Annotated in this window: 12 protein-coding genes and 1 pseudogene; 10 read left to right on the forward strand and 3 right to left on the reverse strand. The window is 68.7% G+C overall.

Features of this window, described 5'->3' with window-relative positions:
- Window positions 1-55: 55 nt before the first annotated feature.
- Window positions 56-292, reverse strand: coding sequence for a hypothetical protein (locus E1284_RS09380; RefSeq protein ID WP_131938625.1), 237 nt, complete (start codon window positions 290-292; stop codon window positions 56-58).
- 204 nt (window positions 293-496) lie between these two features.
- Here E1284_RS09380 and E1284_RS09385 point away from each other — a divergent pair, with 204 nt between their 5' ends.
- Together E1284_RS09385 and E1284_RS09390 are read left to right on the forward strand one after the other, a co-directional pair.
- On the forward strand, window positions 497-1,291 hold the full coding sequence (locus E1284_RS09385) for a helix-turn-helix domain-containing protein (RefSeq protein ID WP_131938626.1): 795 nt from the start codon (window positions 497-499) through the stop codon (window positions 1,289-1,291).
- Entirely contained in the window at window positions 1,282-1,467 is a 186-nt protein-coding gene (locus E1284_RS09390; RefSeq protein ID WP_131938627.1) for a DUF397 domain-containing protein, read from the forward strand. The genes E1284_RS09385 and E1284_RS09390 overlap by 10 nt, the downstream gene beginning before the upstream one ends.
- A 1,107-nt stretch (window positions 1,468-2,574) precedes the next feature.
- On the opposite strand, the pseudogene E1284_RS09395 reads toward E1284_RS09390, so the two are convergent.
- A pseudogene (locus E1284_RS09395) lies at window positions 2,575-3,764 on the reverse strand (IS110 family RNA-guided transposase); the annotation flags it as partial.
- A gap of 263 nt (window positions 3,765-4,027) precedes the next feature.
- Between E1284_RS09395 and E1284_RS41320 the strand changes: the two are divergent.
- Entirely contained in the window at window positions 4,028-4,174 is a 147-nt protein-coding gene (locus E1284_RS41320; RefSeq protein ID WP_165965190.1) for a hypothetical protein, read from the forward strand.
- A 190-nt stretch (window positions 4,175-4,364) separates the two neighbouring features.
- On the opposite strand, the gene E1284_RS09400 is transcribed toward E1284_RS41320, so the two are convergent.
- Window positions 4,365-5,606, reverse strand: a complete 1,242-nt coding sequence (locus E1284_RS09400) for an HNH endonuclease signature motif containing protein (RefSeq protein WP_165965191.1) — start codon at window positions 5,604-5,606, stop codon at window positions 4,365-4,367.
- 875 nt (window positions 5,607-6,481) lie between these two features.
- On the opposite strand from E1284_RS09400, the gene E1284_RS09405 reads away from it, so the two are divergent.
- The 7 genes from E1284_RS09405 to E1284_RS09435 are packed head-to-tail and all read left to right on the forward strand — an operon-like array spanning window position 6,482 to window position 15,919.
- A complete protein-coding gene (locus tag E1284_RS09405; protein ID WP_131938661.1) occupies window positions 6,482-10,162 on the forward strand; it encodes a nitrate reductase subunit alpha in 3,681 nt (1,226 codons plus the stop codon).
- Window positions 10,162-11,790: a nitrate reductase subunit beta gene (gene narH / locus E1284_RS09410; RefSeq protein WP_131938629.1), complete on the forward strand. Its 1,629-nt coding sequence runs from the start codon at window positions 10,162-10,164 to the stop codon at window positions 11,788-11,790. Before E1284_RS09405 ends, narH begins: the two co-directional genes overlap by 1 nt.
- Entirely contained in the window at window positions 11,787-12,407 is a 621-nt protein-coding gene (narJ, locus tag E1284_RS09415; protein ID WP_131938630.1) for a nitrate reductase molybdenum cofactor assembly chaperone, read from the forward strand. Before narH ends, narJ begins: the two co-directional genes overlap by 4 nt.
- The gene (narI, locus tag E1284_RS09420) at window positions 12,404-13,147 is read left to right on the forward strand and encodes a respiratory nitrate reductase subunit gamma (protein WP_131938631.1); all 744 of its coding nucleotides are present in this window, start codon (window positions 12,404-12,406) and stop codon (window positions 13,145-13,147) included. Before narJ ends, narI begins: the two co-directional genes overlap by 4 nt.
- A 1-nt stretch (window position 13,148) precedes the next feature.
- Window positions 13,149-14,213: a tellurite resistance/C4-dicarboxylate transporter family protein gene (locus E1284_RS09425; protein WP_207923656.1), complete on the forward strand. Its 1,065-nt coding sequence runs from the start codon at window positions 13,149-13,151 to the stop codon at window positions 14,211-14,213.
- Window positions 14,214-14,271: 58 nt separating this feature from the next.
- Window positions 14,272-15,177, forward strand: a complete 906-nt coding sequence (locus tag E1284_RS09430) for an ABC transporter ATP-binding protein (protein ID WP_131938632.1) — start codon at window positions 14,272-14,274, stop codon at window positions 15,175-15,177.
- A 1-nt stretch (window position 15,178) separates the two neighbouring features.
- Window positions 15,179-15,919, forward strand: a complete 741-nt coding sequence (locus tag E1284_RS09435; protein ID WP_207923657.1) for an ABC transporter permease — start codon at window positions 15,179-15,181, stop codon at window positions 15,917-15,919.
- Window positions 15,920-15,924: the final 5 nt, after the last annotated feature.

The following is a 15,924-nucleotide window of genomic DNA, read 5'->3' on the forward strand; positions in this document are numbered from 1 at the left end:
CGTTGGTTTTCTGGCATGCTACGGTCCCCTTCACCTTTCGGATCCAGGTAAGCCATTAGACCCAGAAACCTCCCTTCAGTTCCTCCCGACTGAGCCGGGGATATGACAGAGCGCCTCGTGGCGCACAGGCGTTGGTAACCAGTTCGCTAACCACGACCTGGCCGACGAAGTCGTCGGCGATGCCGAGTTCGCGGAACCGCTCGGCCAGGTATCGGCGCGCCAGCGAAGGCGCTCGGTCGGACGGCTCCAACACCAAGGGCGGCGCCTCGGGCGTGAGAAGTGCTGCGGGCATCGGTGAACCCCTCCAGCCTGGACGGTGTGGATGATCGAGAACAGGCCGTCCATCCCAAACTGGAAGAACCCGCCGCTATCACCCTGTGTTACTGAACGACCACCATCAAGCCATGGAAAGACGTAAGATTCCTGGGCACCTCCAAAGCAGTACCCAAATACTCACAATCGCTGCCATCAGTGGTAACCCCAGGTGGGAGGTCTCATGTCGGTGCAGAGAAGGGTCACGCCCGAGTTGCTGGGCTTTGGAGCGGAGGTCCGGCGTCTACGCAAGGCTGCGGGATTGAACCAGCAAAAGCTCGCTGACCTGATCAACGTGACGCGCAGTTACATCACACAGATCGAGTCCGGCCGGACGCGCTGCCGCCGGGAGAACGCTCTGCGCCTCGATCGGGCGCTCAAGTCGGGGACGACTCTCGCCGAGGCGTGGGATGAGCTACTAGACTCGATCAAGTCCGACAAGTACCCGGAATACTTTGCAAACTTCCCGAAGGCCGAGCAGTCGGCGATCATGATCCGGGCCTACGAAGAGAGGGTGATTCACGGACTTTTTCAGATAGAAGCGTATGCCCGCGTCCTGCTGAATGATGAGGATGCGGTTAAGAACAGGATGCGTCGACAAGAGGTGCTCACCCGCGATCCCGCGCCGTCGGTGACGGTCGTCATGGACGAGACCGTCCTTTATCGGGAAGTGGGCGGCAAGGAGGTGATGAGGAAGCAACTCGAGTTCCTCATCGAACTCTCCCATCGCGACAAGATCAATATACAGATCGCGCCAATTCGGTACATACGCAACGTGTGGGCCACCTTCGTGATAGCCACCTTGCCGGACCAGCGACAGGTTGTCTATACAGCGAAAGCCTACGGCGGCGAGACGTCCACCTCACCGGCCGAGGTGGCTTTTGTCAACGAGACAATGGCAACGTTGCAGGCTGGGGCGTTGAACGCAAGCGACTCGAGAGCGTTGATCAGAAAGGTGATCGAGGAAAGATGGACTTGAACGCGGTAGTGTGGAAGAAGGCTTCCCGAAGCAACGAGTCGGGAGATGCCTGTATTGAACTGGCGTCCGACGTCGATGCTGTTGCCATTCGAGACAGCAAGGACCCTGACGGTCCCAAGCTAATTATCGGCCACAGCGATTTCCGGCACCTCGCTGATGCTCTCAAGAGCCTATAGAACGTATCCGCGAGTTGCGTGGACTGGTTGGCGCCCCGGTCCTTGATCACGAGAAGTGATGGGCCAGGCAGGCATGGGTAAGGCAGTGTGGCGGAAGGCTTCGCACGGCAGCGAGCGAGGTGATGCCTGTGTTTGAGTCGGCAGCGACTTCAGGTCTCGTCGCCGCCCGCGACGGCAAGGACCCTCCGGCCCCGTCTCCTGCCGACCCGCGCGGCTCTGCGAACGGCCATCCAGTCAGCGGCCAACGCACTGACCGTCCAGCGCCTAGATCGCAGGGGTGGCGCGTTTTCCATGTCACTCAGGACGGACATCGTTAACGATTGGAGCGACTGGAGGAGCTGATAGGCGATATCGGCTTCATGTGACGTAGGGCGGGGACGATGGAAGATCGCGTACAGTTGCGTAGTGGAGCGCGGCGGCCGTTTTTAGGCTTTCTGCTGACTCTGAACATTGTTTCTTGGTTTGCCGTCGCTGTGGTGGCCGTGCATTGGAAGGGCATCGACGCTCCATCTGTGGTGCTGCTCGTGGCCGTCCTTCTCCTGCTTGTCAAGTTCTGGAGATCAGAAGGATCTTCGGTGGACGTCCTGTCGCCTGGCATGAGATCTCCGATATATCCGTCATCAGGAACGGCGGGTGGCGTCACGTCGCCATATGAACGGACAGTGGAAAGCTGCTAAGGCTGTCCGCGCCGGGCGACTGGTGGCCGAGGCGGGACGCTCTCTTCGATGAGGGGCTCCAGGAAATCTTGGGGCGTTGGGAGAAGCGCCGGACCGAGTCCGCCACCTGACGCTCGCGATGAGGATGCCTCGTTCTGCCAGTCGGGCAGGACCTGCTTGGCGCCGGGATCGGTGAACATCCACCAGAGCATGTCGCGGGCCTCGGGCGGGCGCGCCGACCAGTCCGTCCACAGCGTTCGGGCGGCCGGTTGGAGGCGAGGACGTCCCAGTGGCGGCCGGTCGCGTAGGTCGAGCACGGATCGAGCCGGTCAATGAGCCGGTCAACGAGGGCGACGACGGAGGGGGAAGTCGCTCCGCGAACCGCGGGTCGGTCGGCGGGCAGGGCGCCGTGTACGAGTTCGGGGACATGGGACCGCTCGGTGGCGTCGAACCGTAGCGCGGCGGCCAGCGCGTCGAGTACCTGGCGCGACGGACGTACCCGGCGGCCCTGTTCCGGGTAGGTGTAGTAGATCGAGGAGATCGCTGCGAGCTGGGCCACCGCTTCACGGCGCAGCCCTTGAGTCCGGCGTCGGCCTCCTGCGGGCAACATGACCACGCACTCACTGCCGTATCCCGTCCGTACCGAGCGCATCGACGTCACTGTGGAATTGGTGGTGGGGGCGAGGCCGGCGTAGGAGGCCGGGTGTGCGGCGGTGGGGACGTTGGTGCCGTCGCCGACGGTGACCAGCAGGACTGCTGCGGTCCTGACCGCGACCCCGGTCATCGAGGTCAGAACCGGGGAAAGAGGGTAAGCCTCCAACCGGGCGGTGATCTGGCTTTCCAGTGCGCGCCGCTGCTGGTGAACGGCCGTCAGGGAGCAGGCGAGTGAGGGGATCACCAGGTCGAGGGTGCTGGTGCCAGGGACGATCACGGTCTGCTCGTCGAGGGCGGCGAAGACCTCGTCGACAGCCGCTCGGCCATCCGCGGGGCCTTGGGACGGATCAGATCCGCGAGCCTTCGCCGTCCGGCTTTGCGTAGTGCTGCCGGAGAGCCGTGGCGCTCCAGTAGCCAGGTGACGGCTGGATGGTCCAGCCGGGGGCCCAGCACTCGTTTCAAGGGTGGGATGGAACTGGGCGAGCAGGCCACGGATCCGGTTGGAGGTGCGGTTGGCCTCAGCGGCCAGATCCTGGTCGAAGCCGACTAGCACGGTCAGCTCGGCGGTGATCTCGTCGGTGAGTTCCAGCGACCGCAGGACGTGTGGCATGGTTCGGGCGGCGTTAGCGATCATCGCGGCGTCCTTGACGGCGTCCTTGACGGCGTCCTTGGCGTCGGTCTTGGCCTCGCCCGGGTAGAGGTCGGCGATGCGCCGCATGGCCAGGCCGGGCAGGTAGGCGACTCGGCAGCCCGCGTCGCGTGCCACCGCCAGTGGCAGGGCGCCGATGGATGCGGGCTCGTCCACCACGACCAGCACGGTGCCGAACTCAGCGGTCAGCTTGTCGAACACAGCCCGCAGCTTCGGCTCGCTGTTGGGCAGCGGCTTGTCGAAGACCTTCTTGCCGACCGTGGTCAGCCGTGGCCGTGATGAGTGCTCTTCCCGACGTCCATGCCGAGGAAGACGCCCACGTCTTGGGTGTTGAACAACCCGACACTCTCCAGCTGCTCGCACGGGACCGGCCACAGGTGTCGTACACGCGCATCCACGTTATGCAGACCTGCCGCCCGCAAACGACCGGGCATTGCACCCGGCCGGGCAGTGGTCCGGCCTCTCATCAGCGTCTCCGACGGCACCCACGGGCCCGGTGACACCACCCCCCAGGTCATCGGTTCGACAGGGGGGGACAGTCATGCCGGGCCCGAAGGCCAGCGGCCCTCTTGCAGGACCACGAAGAACATAACGGGGGCCATTGGGGCCGTCGGCCGGCACCGCAAGCAGACCGGGACGTGCGAGCAAGGGTCGGGCACTGTCGGCGGATATGCAGCTGCTGATGACGCCGATGTACCTGGAGAACGACGCGACGCCGCAGGTCGTCCAGCACGTCTTCCACTGCTGATGACGTCGATGTACCTGGAGAACGGGTGACGCTCGCGCAGGTCGGCGCCGGGGTCTCGACCACCAAGGCCGGACGCGTGCGTGGTGGCCCCGCAAATACGCCGACGAATTCCAATCAGGACAACCCAAGGCGTCAGTTGGGCGGAGGGGCGTCAGGCGCATCCGCAGAACCACCACTCGCATCGTTACTGTCAGGCGGCTTGGAGCCAGGGCGGCGGCCGACCTTGTGCGGTGGTTGTTCTGTTTCCGGGTGGGTGGAGGTGGTAGGTGTAGCGGCCGTCCGGTCCCCGGCTGATATCGATCTGGTCGGGGTTGGTGGCTTTGAACCTGTTGTGCCATCCACAGCACAGAGCGAGTTGGTCGATGTCAGTGGCCGAGCCGAGGGCCCAACCGCGAACATGATCGACCTCGGCCAGGATGCCGGGGACTTCGCAGCCTTCGACGGCGCAGGTGGGATACAGAGTCTCCAAAACGCGCCGTTGCGCGGGGCTGGCGAACCGTTCAGTCCGCCCGAGGTAGAGCGGAATGTTCCCGCGCCCGAGCAGCAGAGGTGACACCCCGGCCGCCAGAGCGATGCGTCGGGCCTGCTCGGCAGGGATTGGTGTTCCGTCGGTCAGCCTGGCGGGGGCGGTGCCGCCGGTCAGGGTGTCCAGGTCGCAGATGACCGTGATCTTGGTGGCCTTGTGCCCACCCGACAGCACGCTGCTCAACGCTGCGGCGGTGCGTTCGGGCAGATCGCGTCGGTCGTCGGTGCCTGCGGGTTTGGCGAGCGGGCTGAGGGTGCCGTCCCAGATGGCGGCGTCTTCGGCATTAAGCCAGCCTCGGATGTAGCGGCCGCCGTCCAGGGAGCGGGTGGAGTCGATCCAGGAGTGCTCATAGTCGCGGCGGGCGTCCTGCGGGGGCGGGTCGGTGCCGTCGCGTTCGGCGATGACGTCGCGGATGCGGCGGCCGAACGAGGCGACCTTTCCCGCCGAGCACCCCTGCTCGACCAGACCCAGCAGGATGTCCTGCGCGGCGGCACAGTCAGCATCGTCCAGGCGTGCGGCGGCGTCGGCGATGGTGGCGGCGTACCCGGTGGACAGCTCCCCGGCGGCCCAGCGTTCCGCCACTTCGGGGAGGCGGTGCCGCTGCCGGGCCAGGGTGAGGCGTTCCTTGGCGCGGTTCTCGCGCATGCCCAGCCGGGACCGCAGCCAGGCCCGGGTGGAGGGGTACCCCCAGCGTTGCACTTCCCGGCCCCGGTCCACCACCTCGACCAGCCCGGCCAGGGCCGCCTCCTGCATGTCACCCGCCGCAGCGAGGGTCTCGGCGAGTTCCATGCAGGCCGCTGCGGACTCGGGCGGGGGCCGGCGGGCGAGTTCGGCCGCGATACCTGCGACGGCGTCCACCAATTCCATGGTGGACGCCTCAGCAAGGTCGATCCCGGCCGCTTCCATGACCCCCATTTTACTCGACCGGACCCATCATTGCATCGAATACCGGTTCGAATCCTTGCCGTTTTCTTGCCGCACACCGAAAGTGCAGCAAATGCTTTCAGAAATGGCATTTCGGAAAATTCCGGCATCGCTTCCGATGGACGGCTGCCACACCAGGCGCTGCAATGCCGCAGGACGTGCAGCCAAGGGGTGAAGTCGGTGGACGGGAAGCGGATGGCGCGAAACCGGAGGGGGCGGGCCGGCGAGGGGCGTGGTCGGTCCGCTTTGCGACGGGATGACGACGGGATGATTGGTGCCCGAGGCAGGGGACGCCTTCTTCGATGAGGGCTCCAGACGATCTCGGGACGCTTGGAGAAGCATCGGAGCGAATCCAGCACCCGACGCGGCCTGGATGACGACCGCGCCTGTGCGACGGGTGTAGAGGCCGGCCGACCGCGCATGAGCCGGGCGAGCGCCGCCGTCCTGGTCTGTGTGGTGGGCGTGGAGGCCGGTCGAGCATGAGTGAGGGAAGGGAATGGCGCTGTCCCGGTCTGTGCGGCGAGTGTGGAGGTCGGTCGAGTGTGGATGAGGCGGGCGAGCGGCACCGTTCCGGTCTGTCTGCGTTCTGGGCAGCGTGAACCTGCGCTGTGGCGATAGCCGTCCGGAGCGGAGCGGCTCTACCGCTCCATGCCGCGCCGCCGCGTGCGGGGAGCCCAGAGTGCGAGGCGGGGCATTTTTGCATCGGGATTTGGTATATCCGGGGGCTCGTCGGTTGGGGAGGCGTCGGGCCCGGGTAGTTGTGCCCGCGCACGCGCTCCGGATCGGCGAGGCTAGGTGGTGGCATGTCATCGGTGACGCAGGCGACGGCTCATGACGGAGATCGTCCTCGCGGGCTGATGGCGCCGCTGCTGCCTCAAGGTGAGCCCGTTGAGGGGCTGCTGCGGAAGGCGCAGTTCTTTGTGCCCGGGACGCCGTCCGATGACTACCGCATGCTCAACCGGGACGGCGGGCGCGGGGCCGAGGAGTTCTATCGGGAGCGGTGGCGGCACGACAAGGAAGTGCGGTCCACGCACGGGGTGAACTGCACGGGGTCGTGTTCGTGGAAGGTGTACGTCAAGGACGGCATCATCACGTGGGAGACCCAGCAGACCGACTATCCGTCGGTGGGGCCCGAATCGCCGGAGTACGAGCCGCGCGGTTGCCCGCGCGGGGCGGCCTTCTCCTGGTACACCTATTCGCCGTCGCGGGTGCGGTATCCGTATGTGCGGAGTCCGCTGCTGACGCTGTGGCGGGAGGCGCGGCGGCGGCACGGGGATCCGGTGGCCGCCTGGGCGGAGATCACCGGCGACCCGGAGGCGATGGCCGCGTACAAGAGCGCGCGGGGGAAGGGCGGGTTCGTCCGGTCGTCGTGGCCGGAGGTCACCGAGCTGATCGCCGCCGCGCATGTGCATACCGTCAAGGAGTACGGGCCTGATCGGGTGGTCGGATTCACCCCGATTCCCGCCATGTCGATGGTGTCGTATGCGGCGGGCACCCGGTTTCTTTCGATGATCGGCGGGACGATCCTGTCGTTCTACGACTGGTACGCCGACCTGCCGATCGCGTCGCCGCAGGTATACGGCGACCAGACCGATGTGCCCGAGTCCGGCGACTGGTGGAACTCCTCTTACCTGGTCATCTGGGGCACTAATTTGCCCATTACTCGTACTCCGGACGCGCACTTCATGACCGAGGCCCGGTATCGGGGGCAGAAGGTCGTCGTTGTCTCTCCGGACTTCTCCGACCATACGAAGTTCGCGGACGACTGGCTCGCGGCGGCGCCCGGTACGGATGGCGCGCTGGCCATGGCGATGGGCCATGTAGTGCTCACCGAGTTCTTCCGCGACCGGCGAGTGCCGTACTTCGACGAGTACGTCAAGAGCTACACCGATCTGCCGTTCCTCGTGACGCTGGAAGAGCACGGGGAGGCGATGCGGCCGGGGCGGTTTCTCACCGCGGCCGAGCTGGGGGACGACAGGGAGGGGGCGGCGCACAAGCCGGTGCTGTTCGACGCCCGTAAGGGCGAGCCGGTGGCGCCCAATGGGTCGCTCGGATTCCGCTACACCGAGTCCGGGCAGGGGAAGTGGAACCTGGAGCTGGGCGACATCGATCCGCTGCTGACCCTTTACGGGCGGCACACCGATGCGGCGGCGGTCGACCTGCCGCGGTTCGACATCGGCGAGACCGAGGGCGGGGCGGTCGTCCGGCGGGGCGTGCCGGTGATGCGGGTCGGCGGACGGCTCGTCACGACGGTGTTCGACCTGCTCATGGCCCAGTACGCGGTGCCGCGCGACGGGCTGCCCGGCGAGTGGCCGTCCGGGTACGACGACGCCGCGCACCCGAACACGCCCGCGTGGCAGGAGGAGATCACGTCCGTCCCGGCGGCGGCCGCGGTCAGGGTGGCACGGGAGTTCGCCCGCAACGCCGAACTGTCGCGCGGCCGGTCGATGATCTGCATGGGCGGCGGGACGAACCACTGGTACCACTCCGACCAGATCTACCGGGCGTTCTTCACGCTGACGATGCTGTGCGGCTGCCAGGGCGTGAACGGCGGCGGCTGGGCGCACTACGTCGGCCAGGAGAAGGTGCGTCCGCTGACCGGCTGGCAGCAGACGGCGTTCGCGCTGGACTGGCAGCGCCCCACCCGGCACATGACAGGCACCTCGTTCTTCTACCTGCACACCGACCAGTGGCGGTACGAGACGTTCGGGCCCGGCGAGATGGTCGGGCCGCTCGGCCGCGGCCTGTTCCAGGGGCGGATGTTCGCCGACTGCCTGGCGCAGGCGTCCCGGCTCGGCTGGACGCCGTCCCATCCGGGCTTCGACCGCAACCCGCTCGACCTCGCCGACGAGGCCGAGCGCGCGGGACGTCCCGTCGCCGACCACATCGTGGACGAGTTGAAGTCCGGCCGCCTCGGGTTCGCCGGCGAGGACCCGGACGCGCCGCAGAACTGGCCGCGGGTCATGACGATCTGGCGGGCCAACGTCCTCGGCTCCTCGGGCAAGGGCATGGAGTACTTCATGCGGCACCTGCTCGGGACCGACGACGCCGTCCGGGCCGAGGAGTCGCCGCCGGACCTGCGTCCGGCCGAGGTGGCCTGGCGGGACGAGGCGCCGCGCGGCAAGCTCGACCTGCTCACCACCATCGACTTCCGGATGACGAGTTCGTGCACCTACGCCGACATCGTCCTGCCTGCGGCGACCTGGTACGAGAAGCACGACCTGTCCAGCACGGACATGCACCCGTTCGTGCACTCGTTCAACCCGGCGATCGCGCCGCCGTGGGAGTCGCGCACCGACTTCGACGCGTTCCGGCTCATCGCCGAGGACTTCTCCAAGCTCGCCCGCGAGCACCTCGGCACCCGCACCGACGTGCTCCCGGTGCCGCTGATGCACGACAGCCCGGACGAGACGGCCCAGCCGGGCGGCCGGGTCCTCGACTGGAAGGCGGGGGAGTGCGCGCCGGTCCCCGGCGTGACGATGCCGAAGCTCGTCACCATCGAGCGCGACTACACGGCGGTCGCGGCGAAGATGGCCGCGCTCGGCCCGCTGGTCGACAAGGGGACGTCCACCAAGGGCGTCTCGTGGGTCCCGACCGAGGCGGTCGACTACCTGCGCCAGGCCAACGGGGTCGTGCGCGGAGGCGTCGCCGACGGCCGGCCGTCCCTCTCGCTGGACGTGCACGTGGCCGAGGCGATCCTGGCGCTGTCGGGCACCACGAACGGCCGCATCTCCGTGCTCGGCTGGAAGAACCTGGAGAAGAGGACCGGCGTCGAGCTCGCCGACCTCGGCGAGGAGCGCGCCGGGGAGCACATCTCGTTCGGTGACACCGTGGCGCAACCGCGTGCCGTCATCGCGAGCCCGGAATGGTCCGGCATCGAATCGGGCGGACGGAGATACTCCCCGTTCACCGTCAACGTCGAGCGCAAGAAACCCTGGCACACGCTCACCGGGCGGATGCACTTCTTCCTCGACCACGACTGGATGCACGAGTACGGCGAGGCGCTGCCGACCTACCGTCCGCCGCTGAACTACGTCCGGCACCACTCCGGTGAACTGGGCCTGCGGGAGGAGGGCCGGCCGGAGGTCACCGTCCGGTACCTCACCCCGCACTCGAAGTGGTCGATCCACTCGGAGTACCAGGACAACCTGCACATGCTCCGGCTGTTCCGCGGCGGCCCGGTGATCTGGATGAGCCCGGTCGACGCCGCGAAGATCGACGTCCGCGACAACGACTGGATCGAGGCGTACAACCGCAACGGGGTGGTGGCCTGCCGGGCGGTGGTCACGCACCGGATGCCGCGCGGCACGGTCTTCATGTACCACGCGATGGACCGGCACCTGATGACGCCGAAGTCGGAGCTGTCCGGCTGGCACGGCGGCTCCGACAACTCGCTGACCCGCCTGGTGATCAAGCCGACGCACCTGATCGGCGGCTACGGCCAGTTCAGCTACGGGTTCAACTACTACGGCCCGACCGGCAGCCAGCGGGACGAGGTCGGCGTGATCCGCAGGCGCTCCCAGGAGGTGCAGTTCTGATGCGGCCGATGGCGCAGGTGGCGATGGTGATGAACCTCGACAAGTGCATCGGCTGCCATACCTGCTCGGTCACCTGCAAGCAGACCTGGACCAACCGTCCAGGCACCGAGTACGTGTACTTCAACAATGTCGAGACCAAGCCCGGCCTCGGCTACCCGCGCCGCTACGAGGACCAGGAGCGGTGGAAGGGCGGCTGGACGCTCGACCGCAAGGGCCGCCTCCAGCTCAAGGCCGGCGGCCGGCTGAGCAGGCTGCTCGCGATCTTCTACAACCCGGACCTGCCGTCCATCGACGACTACGGCGACCCGTGGACCTACGACTACCAGACGGTGATCCACGCCCCGCTCGGCACGACGAACCCGAGCGCGCACTCCATCTCGGCGCTCACCGGCCGCGACATGAACCTGAAGTGGGGCAGCAACTGGGACGACGACCTCGCGGGCGCGCCCGAGCACGCCGTCGACGACCCCGACCTCGCCGGGATCGAGGACCGGGTCAAGATGGAGTTCGAGCAGGTGTTCATGTTCTACCTGCCGCGCATCTGCGAGCACTGCCTCAACCCGTCGTGCGTCGCGTCGTGCCCGTCCGGCGCGATGTACAAGCGGTCGGAGGACGGCATCGTCCTCGTCGACCAGGACCGCTGCCGGGGCTGGCGGTTCTGCGTGTCCGGCTGCCCGTACAAGAAGGTGTACTTCAACCACCGCACCGGCAAGGCGGAGAAGTGCACGCTCTGCTTCCCGCGCATCGAGGCCGGGCAGCCGACCATCTGCTCCGAGACGTGCGTCGGCCGGCTCCGCTACCTGGGCCTGTTCCTCTACGACGCCGACAAGGTGACCGAGGCCGCCGCGACGCCCGACGAGCAGGACCTGTACGAGGCGCAGCTGTCGGTGTTCCTCGATCCCTTCGACCCGGACGTGCAGCGGGAGGCGGCGGAGGCCGGCATCCCCGCCGACTGGATCGAGGCCGCCCAGCGCTCCCCGGTCTACTCGCTGGCCGTCCGGCACCGGGTGGCGCTGCCGCTGCATCCGGAGTACCGGACGCTGCCGATGGTCTGGTACATCCCGCCGCTGTCCCCGGTCGCGGACGTCGCGCACTCCGCCGGATACGACGCCGGGGACCCCGACCGGGTGTTCGCCACGATCGACGAGCTGCGCATCCCGATCGAGTACCTCGCGAACCTGTTCACGGCGGGGAAGACCTCGACCGTCCGGGACGTCCTGCGCAGGCTCGCCGCCGTCCGCGCCGTCCAGCGCGCCGGGCAGCTCGGCCTCGACCTCGACGAGGACCTGCCCGCGTCGGTCGGCTCCACCCCGGAGGAGCTGGACGACCTGTACCGGCTGCTCGCCATCGCCAAGTACGAGGAGCGCTACGTCATCCCGAAGGCGCACGCCGAGGACGCCGGACGGCTCATGGCCCAGCACGAGCAGCTGTTCTGCAGCCTCGACACCGACGGCGGCCCCGGCATGGGCGGCAGCGGGCCGCCGAGCGTGAAGGACTTCCATCCGGGCGAGGTCCGCGGCGGCGCCGGCACGTTCCGCGGCGACGACGGCAGGACGCACTTCAACCTGCTCGGCTGGGACGGCCGCGGCGACGCGCCCCACCTCTTCCCCGAGGGCGACGCGACATGACCGCCCCTTACAAGCTCGCGTCGGTGCTGCTGCAATACCCGACGGCGGCGCTGTTCGAGGGGCTCGACCAGCTCGACGCCGCCGCGTCCGACACCGCGCCGAAGGCGTCCCGGGAGGCGTTCGAGCGGTTCCTCGGCTGGCTGCGCGCCACCCCGTCCGGCGAGGTCGCCCAGCACTACGTCGAGACGTTCGACCTGCGGCGCCGCTGCGCGCTGTACCTCACCTACTACCGGTACGGCGACACCCGCAAGCGCGGCATGGCGATGCTCGCGTTCAAGACCGCCTACCGGGTCGCGGGGTTCCAGCCGTCCGACGAGGACCTGCCCGACTACCTGCCGCTCGTCCTCGACTTCGCGGCGCTCACCCCCGCCGGCGAGAAGCTGCTGCGGCGGCACCGCGCCGACCTGGAACTGCTGCGCAAGGCGCTGCGCGGGGCGGGCACCCCCTACGCCGACCTGGTCGAGGCGGTGTGCGCGGGACTGCCGCGGCTGACCCGCCGCGACCTCGCGCTGGTCCGCCACGCATGGGAGAAGGGACCCCCGGACGAGGAGGTGGGCCTCGAACCGTTCGCCCCACCGGAGTACCTGGACGGAACCGGGGCGGGAGGACGCCGATGACGAACTGGGACCTGTGGTGGTGGATCATCCTGCCCTACGCCGCGCTGATCGTGTTCGTGGTCGGGCACATCTGGCGCTGGCGCTACGACCAGTTCGGCTGGACGAGCCGCTCCACCCAGCTGCAGGAGCGCCGGCTCCTCAAATGGGGCGCGCCGCTGTTCCACTACGCCACGTTCGCCGCCATCGCCGGGCACGTCATCGGCATCCTCATCCCGAAGTCGGTCACCGAGTGGATGGGCATCCCGGAACGCGCCTACACCCTGTTCTCCGGCATCGCCGGGTCGGTCGCGGCGATCGGCGTCCTCATCGGCGCCGGCATCCTGATCTTCCGCCGGATGGGCGTGCCGCGGGTGCGCGCCACCACCAGCGCGGTCGACTACCTGGCGCTGATCCTGCTCGGCATCATCAGCGTGCTCGGCATCTACCTGACCCTCGGGGTCCAGCAGTTCGGCAACGGCTACGACTACCGCCACACCGTGTCCCCGTGGTTCCGCAGCCTGTTCGCCGGCAGCCCCGACTACCGAGCGATCGCCGCCGCGCCGGTGATGTACCAGGTGCACGCGACCGCCGCCTGGGCGATCCTCGCGGTGTGGCCGTTCAGCCGGCTCGTCCACGCGTGGAGCTACCCGCTCTGGTACCTGTGGCGCCCCTACGTCGTCTACCGGAACCGCCGCGCCGCCCCGCCCCCCGAACCGGGAACCGGCGGACGAAAGTGGCGCAAGATCGGCGTACCGTACTGATGTGACCACCCTCCCAGGGCGTGCCGCCGCGATGAAGCAGGCCGTCGCGACCCTCAACCCCGGCTACTTCGCCCTGGTGATGGGCACGTGCATCGTGTCGATCGGCGTCCACACCAACGGGCTGACCCTGCTGTCGGACGTGATGATGTGGGTGGCCGTCGTCTGCTACGCCGTCCTCGTCGTGGCGACCGTGTGGCGCGCGGTCGCCTTCCCCGCCGAACTGCGGGCCGACTTCACCGACCCGCGCCGCGGCTTCGGGTTCTTCACCTTCGTCGCCGGCACCGACGTGCTCGGCACCCGGATCGCCGGGACGGGCCAGTACGGCGTCGCGCTCGGGCTGCTCGTCGTCGGCGTTCTCGGCTGGTTCGTCCTCGGCTATGTCGTGCCGTGGACGGCGGTGATCGGTCACAAGGACCGTCCCGTCGTGGCCGGGGCGAACGGCACCTGGTTCATCTGGGTCGTCGCCAGCCAGTCCGTCGCGGTGCTCGCCGCCGTCCTGGAAACGGCGGGCGACACGGGCCGCCGCGAGCTGGCGCTGCTCGCCGTCTGCTCCTGGTCGGTCGGCGCGATCCTGTACGCCGCGGCCGGGATCTTCGTCGCCGCCCGGCTGCTGATCTATCCGCTGCGCCCGGTGGACCTGACGCCGCCCTACTGGGTCGCCATGGGCGCCACCGCCATCACCGTGGTGGCCGGCGCCCGCATCGTGGAGATGGCCGACGCGCCGATGGTGAACGCCACCCGCGGGCTCATCGCCGGCACGTCCGTCGTGTTCTGGGCGTTCGGCAGCTGGCTGATCCTTCCGCTGGTCGCCGCCGGCTGGTGGCGGCACGTCAAGCACCGCGTACCGCTGCGCTACGAGGCGACCCTGTGGAGCGTCGTCTTCCCCCTCGGCATGTACGGCGTCGCCGGCCAGTACCTCGGCGTCGCCGACCGGCTCCCCCTGGTGGAGGGCATCGGCAGGTACGAGACCTACGTGGCCCTGGCCGTCTGGGCGCTCACCTTCGTCGCGATGCTCGTCCACCTGGCGCGGACGCTGGTATGGCCCCGGCATCAACCGATCGGCTGATGCCGGGTCGAGCGGCTCGGGCGATGTGCGCGGGAGCGGGCGCCGCGATGCTCGAAGCATGCCCATCATCGAAGTCAACGGCCTGCGGAAGGTCTACGGCGGCCGTCCGGCCGTGGACGACGTCACGTTCGCCGTCGAGGACGGGGAGATCTTCGGGATCCTCGGCTCCAACGGGGCGGGGAAGACGACGACCGTCGAGTGCCTGGAGGGTCTGCGCCGGCCCGACGGGGGAGCGGTGCGCGTCGCCGGCCTCGACCCGCGCACCGACCGCGCCGCACTCACCGGGATCCTCGGCGTGCAGCTCCAGGAGAGCGAACTCCAGGAGAAGCTGACCGTCCGGGAGGCGCTGGAGCTCTACGGCGCCCTCTACCCGGACCCCGCCGACTGGCGCGAGCTCGCCGAACGCCTCGGGATCACCGCGAAGCTCGCCACCCGCTTCGGGAAGCTGTCCGGCGGTCAGAAGCAGCGCCTGTTCATCGCCCTCGCGCTGATCGGCCGCCCCCGGATCGTCGTCCTGGACGAGCTGACCACCGGCCTCGATCCGCGCGCCCGCCGCGACACCTGGACGCTGATCGAGGACGTCCGCGACTCCGGCGTCACCGTCGTGCTCGTCACCCACTTCATGGAGGAGGCGCAGCGGCTCTGCGACCGGATCGCGGTGTTCAAACGGGGCCGCATCGCCGCGCTCGACACCCCCGCCGGGCTGATCCGGCGCAGCGCCGGCGGCACCGTGCTCTCGTTCACCCCGTCCCGGCCGCTCGACGAGAACGACCTGGCCGACCTGCCCGGGGCCGCGACCATCGAGCGGCGCGACGGCCGCCTCACCGTCCACGGCACCGACGCGACCGTCAACGCGGTCATCACGCTGCTGGCCCGCCGCCGGATCACCGCCGACCGGCTGCGCGTCACCGACGCCACGCTCGACGACGCCTTCCTGGAACTCACCGAAGATGTGGAGAACTGACGTGTCCGCGTCGACCGCCGTCCTCAGGGCGGAATACCGGCTCTTCTCCCGCGAGCCGTTCACGCTGTTCTGGATCGTCGCCTTCCCGACCATCCTGCTGACGATCCTCGGCCTGATCCCCTCGTTCCGGGACCCCGACCCCGGCCTCGGCGGGCAGCGGATCATCGACCTGTACGTACCGGTCAACGTGCTGCTCGCCATGATCATGGCGGGGATCCAGGCGCTGCCGCCCGTCCTGTCCGGCTACCGGGAGCGCGGCATCCTGCGCCGCATGTCGACCACGCCCGTGCGGCCCGCGTCGCTGCTGGCGGCGCAGATCGTCCTGCACTTCGCCGCCGCCCTCGGGTCGGCGCTGCTGGTCATCGCCGTCGGCCGGCTCGCCTTCGACGTGGCGCTGCCCGGCCAGGTGCCCGGATACCTGCTGGCACTGCTGCTCGCCGCCCTCGGCGCGCTCGCGCTGGGCGCCGCGGTCACCGCCGTCACGCCCACCGTCCGGGCCACCACGGTGGTCGGCTCGATCGTCTTCTTCCCGTCGATGTTCCTGGCGGGCGTGTGGGTGCCGGTGCAGGCCATGCCGGACGTGCTGCGCCGCGTCGTGGAGTACTTCCCGTTCGGCGCCGCGTCCCAGGCCCTCGGCCAGGCGGCCGGCGGATCCTGGCCGGACTGGACGCACCTCGGCGTCACCGCCGCGTGGGCCGCCGTGCTGATCGCCGCCGCCGTCCGCTGGTTCCGCTGGCAGTAGGGCTC

The organism is Actinomadura bangladeshensis, assembly GCF_004348335.1.
Classification (GTDB): Bacteria; Actinomycetota; Actinomycetes; order Streptosporangiales; family Streptosporangiaceae; genus Spirillospora; species Spirillospora bangladeshensis.

Coding starts and splice junctions, on each gene's coding strand:
- narJ (WP_131938630.1), top strand. CDS start 11,787: ATGACCGCCCCTTACAAGCTCGCGTCGGTGCTGCTGCAATACCCGACG.
- E1284_RS09390 (WP_131938627.1), top strand. CDS start 1,282: ATGGACTTGAACGCGGTAGTGTGGAAGAAGGCTTCCCGAAGCAACGAG.
- E1284_RS09385 (WP_131938626.1), top strand. CDS start 497: ATGTCGGTGCAGAGAAGGGTCACGCCCGAGTTGCTGGGCTTTGGAGCG.
- E1284_RS09430 (WP_131938632.1), top strand. CDS start 14,272: ATGCCCATCATCGAAGTCAACGGCCTGCGGAAGGTCTACGGCGGCCGT.
- narI (WP_131938631.1), top strand. CDS start 12,404: ATGACGAACTGGGACCTGTGGTGGTGGATCATCCTGCCCTACGCCGCG.
- E1284_RS09380 (WP_131938625.1), bottom strand. CDS start 292: ATGCCCGCAGCACTTCTCACGCCCGAGGCGCCGCCCTTGGTGTTGGAG.
- narH (WP_131938629.1), top strand. CDS start 10,162: ATGCGGCCGATGGCGCAGGTGGCGATGGTGATGAACCTCGACAAGTGC.
- E1284_RS09400 (WP_165965191.1), bottom strand. CDS start 5,606: ATGGAAGCGGCCGGGATCGACCTTGCTGAGGCGTCCACCATGGAATTG.
- E1284_RS09405 (WP_131938661.1), top strand. CDS start 6,482: ATGGCGCCGCTGCTGCCTCAAGGTGAGCCCGTTGAGGGGCTGCTGCGG.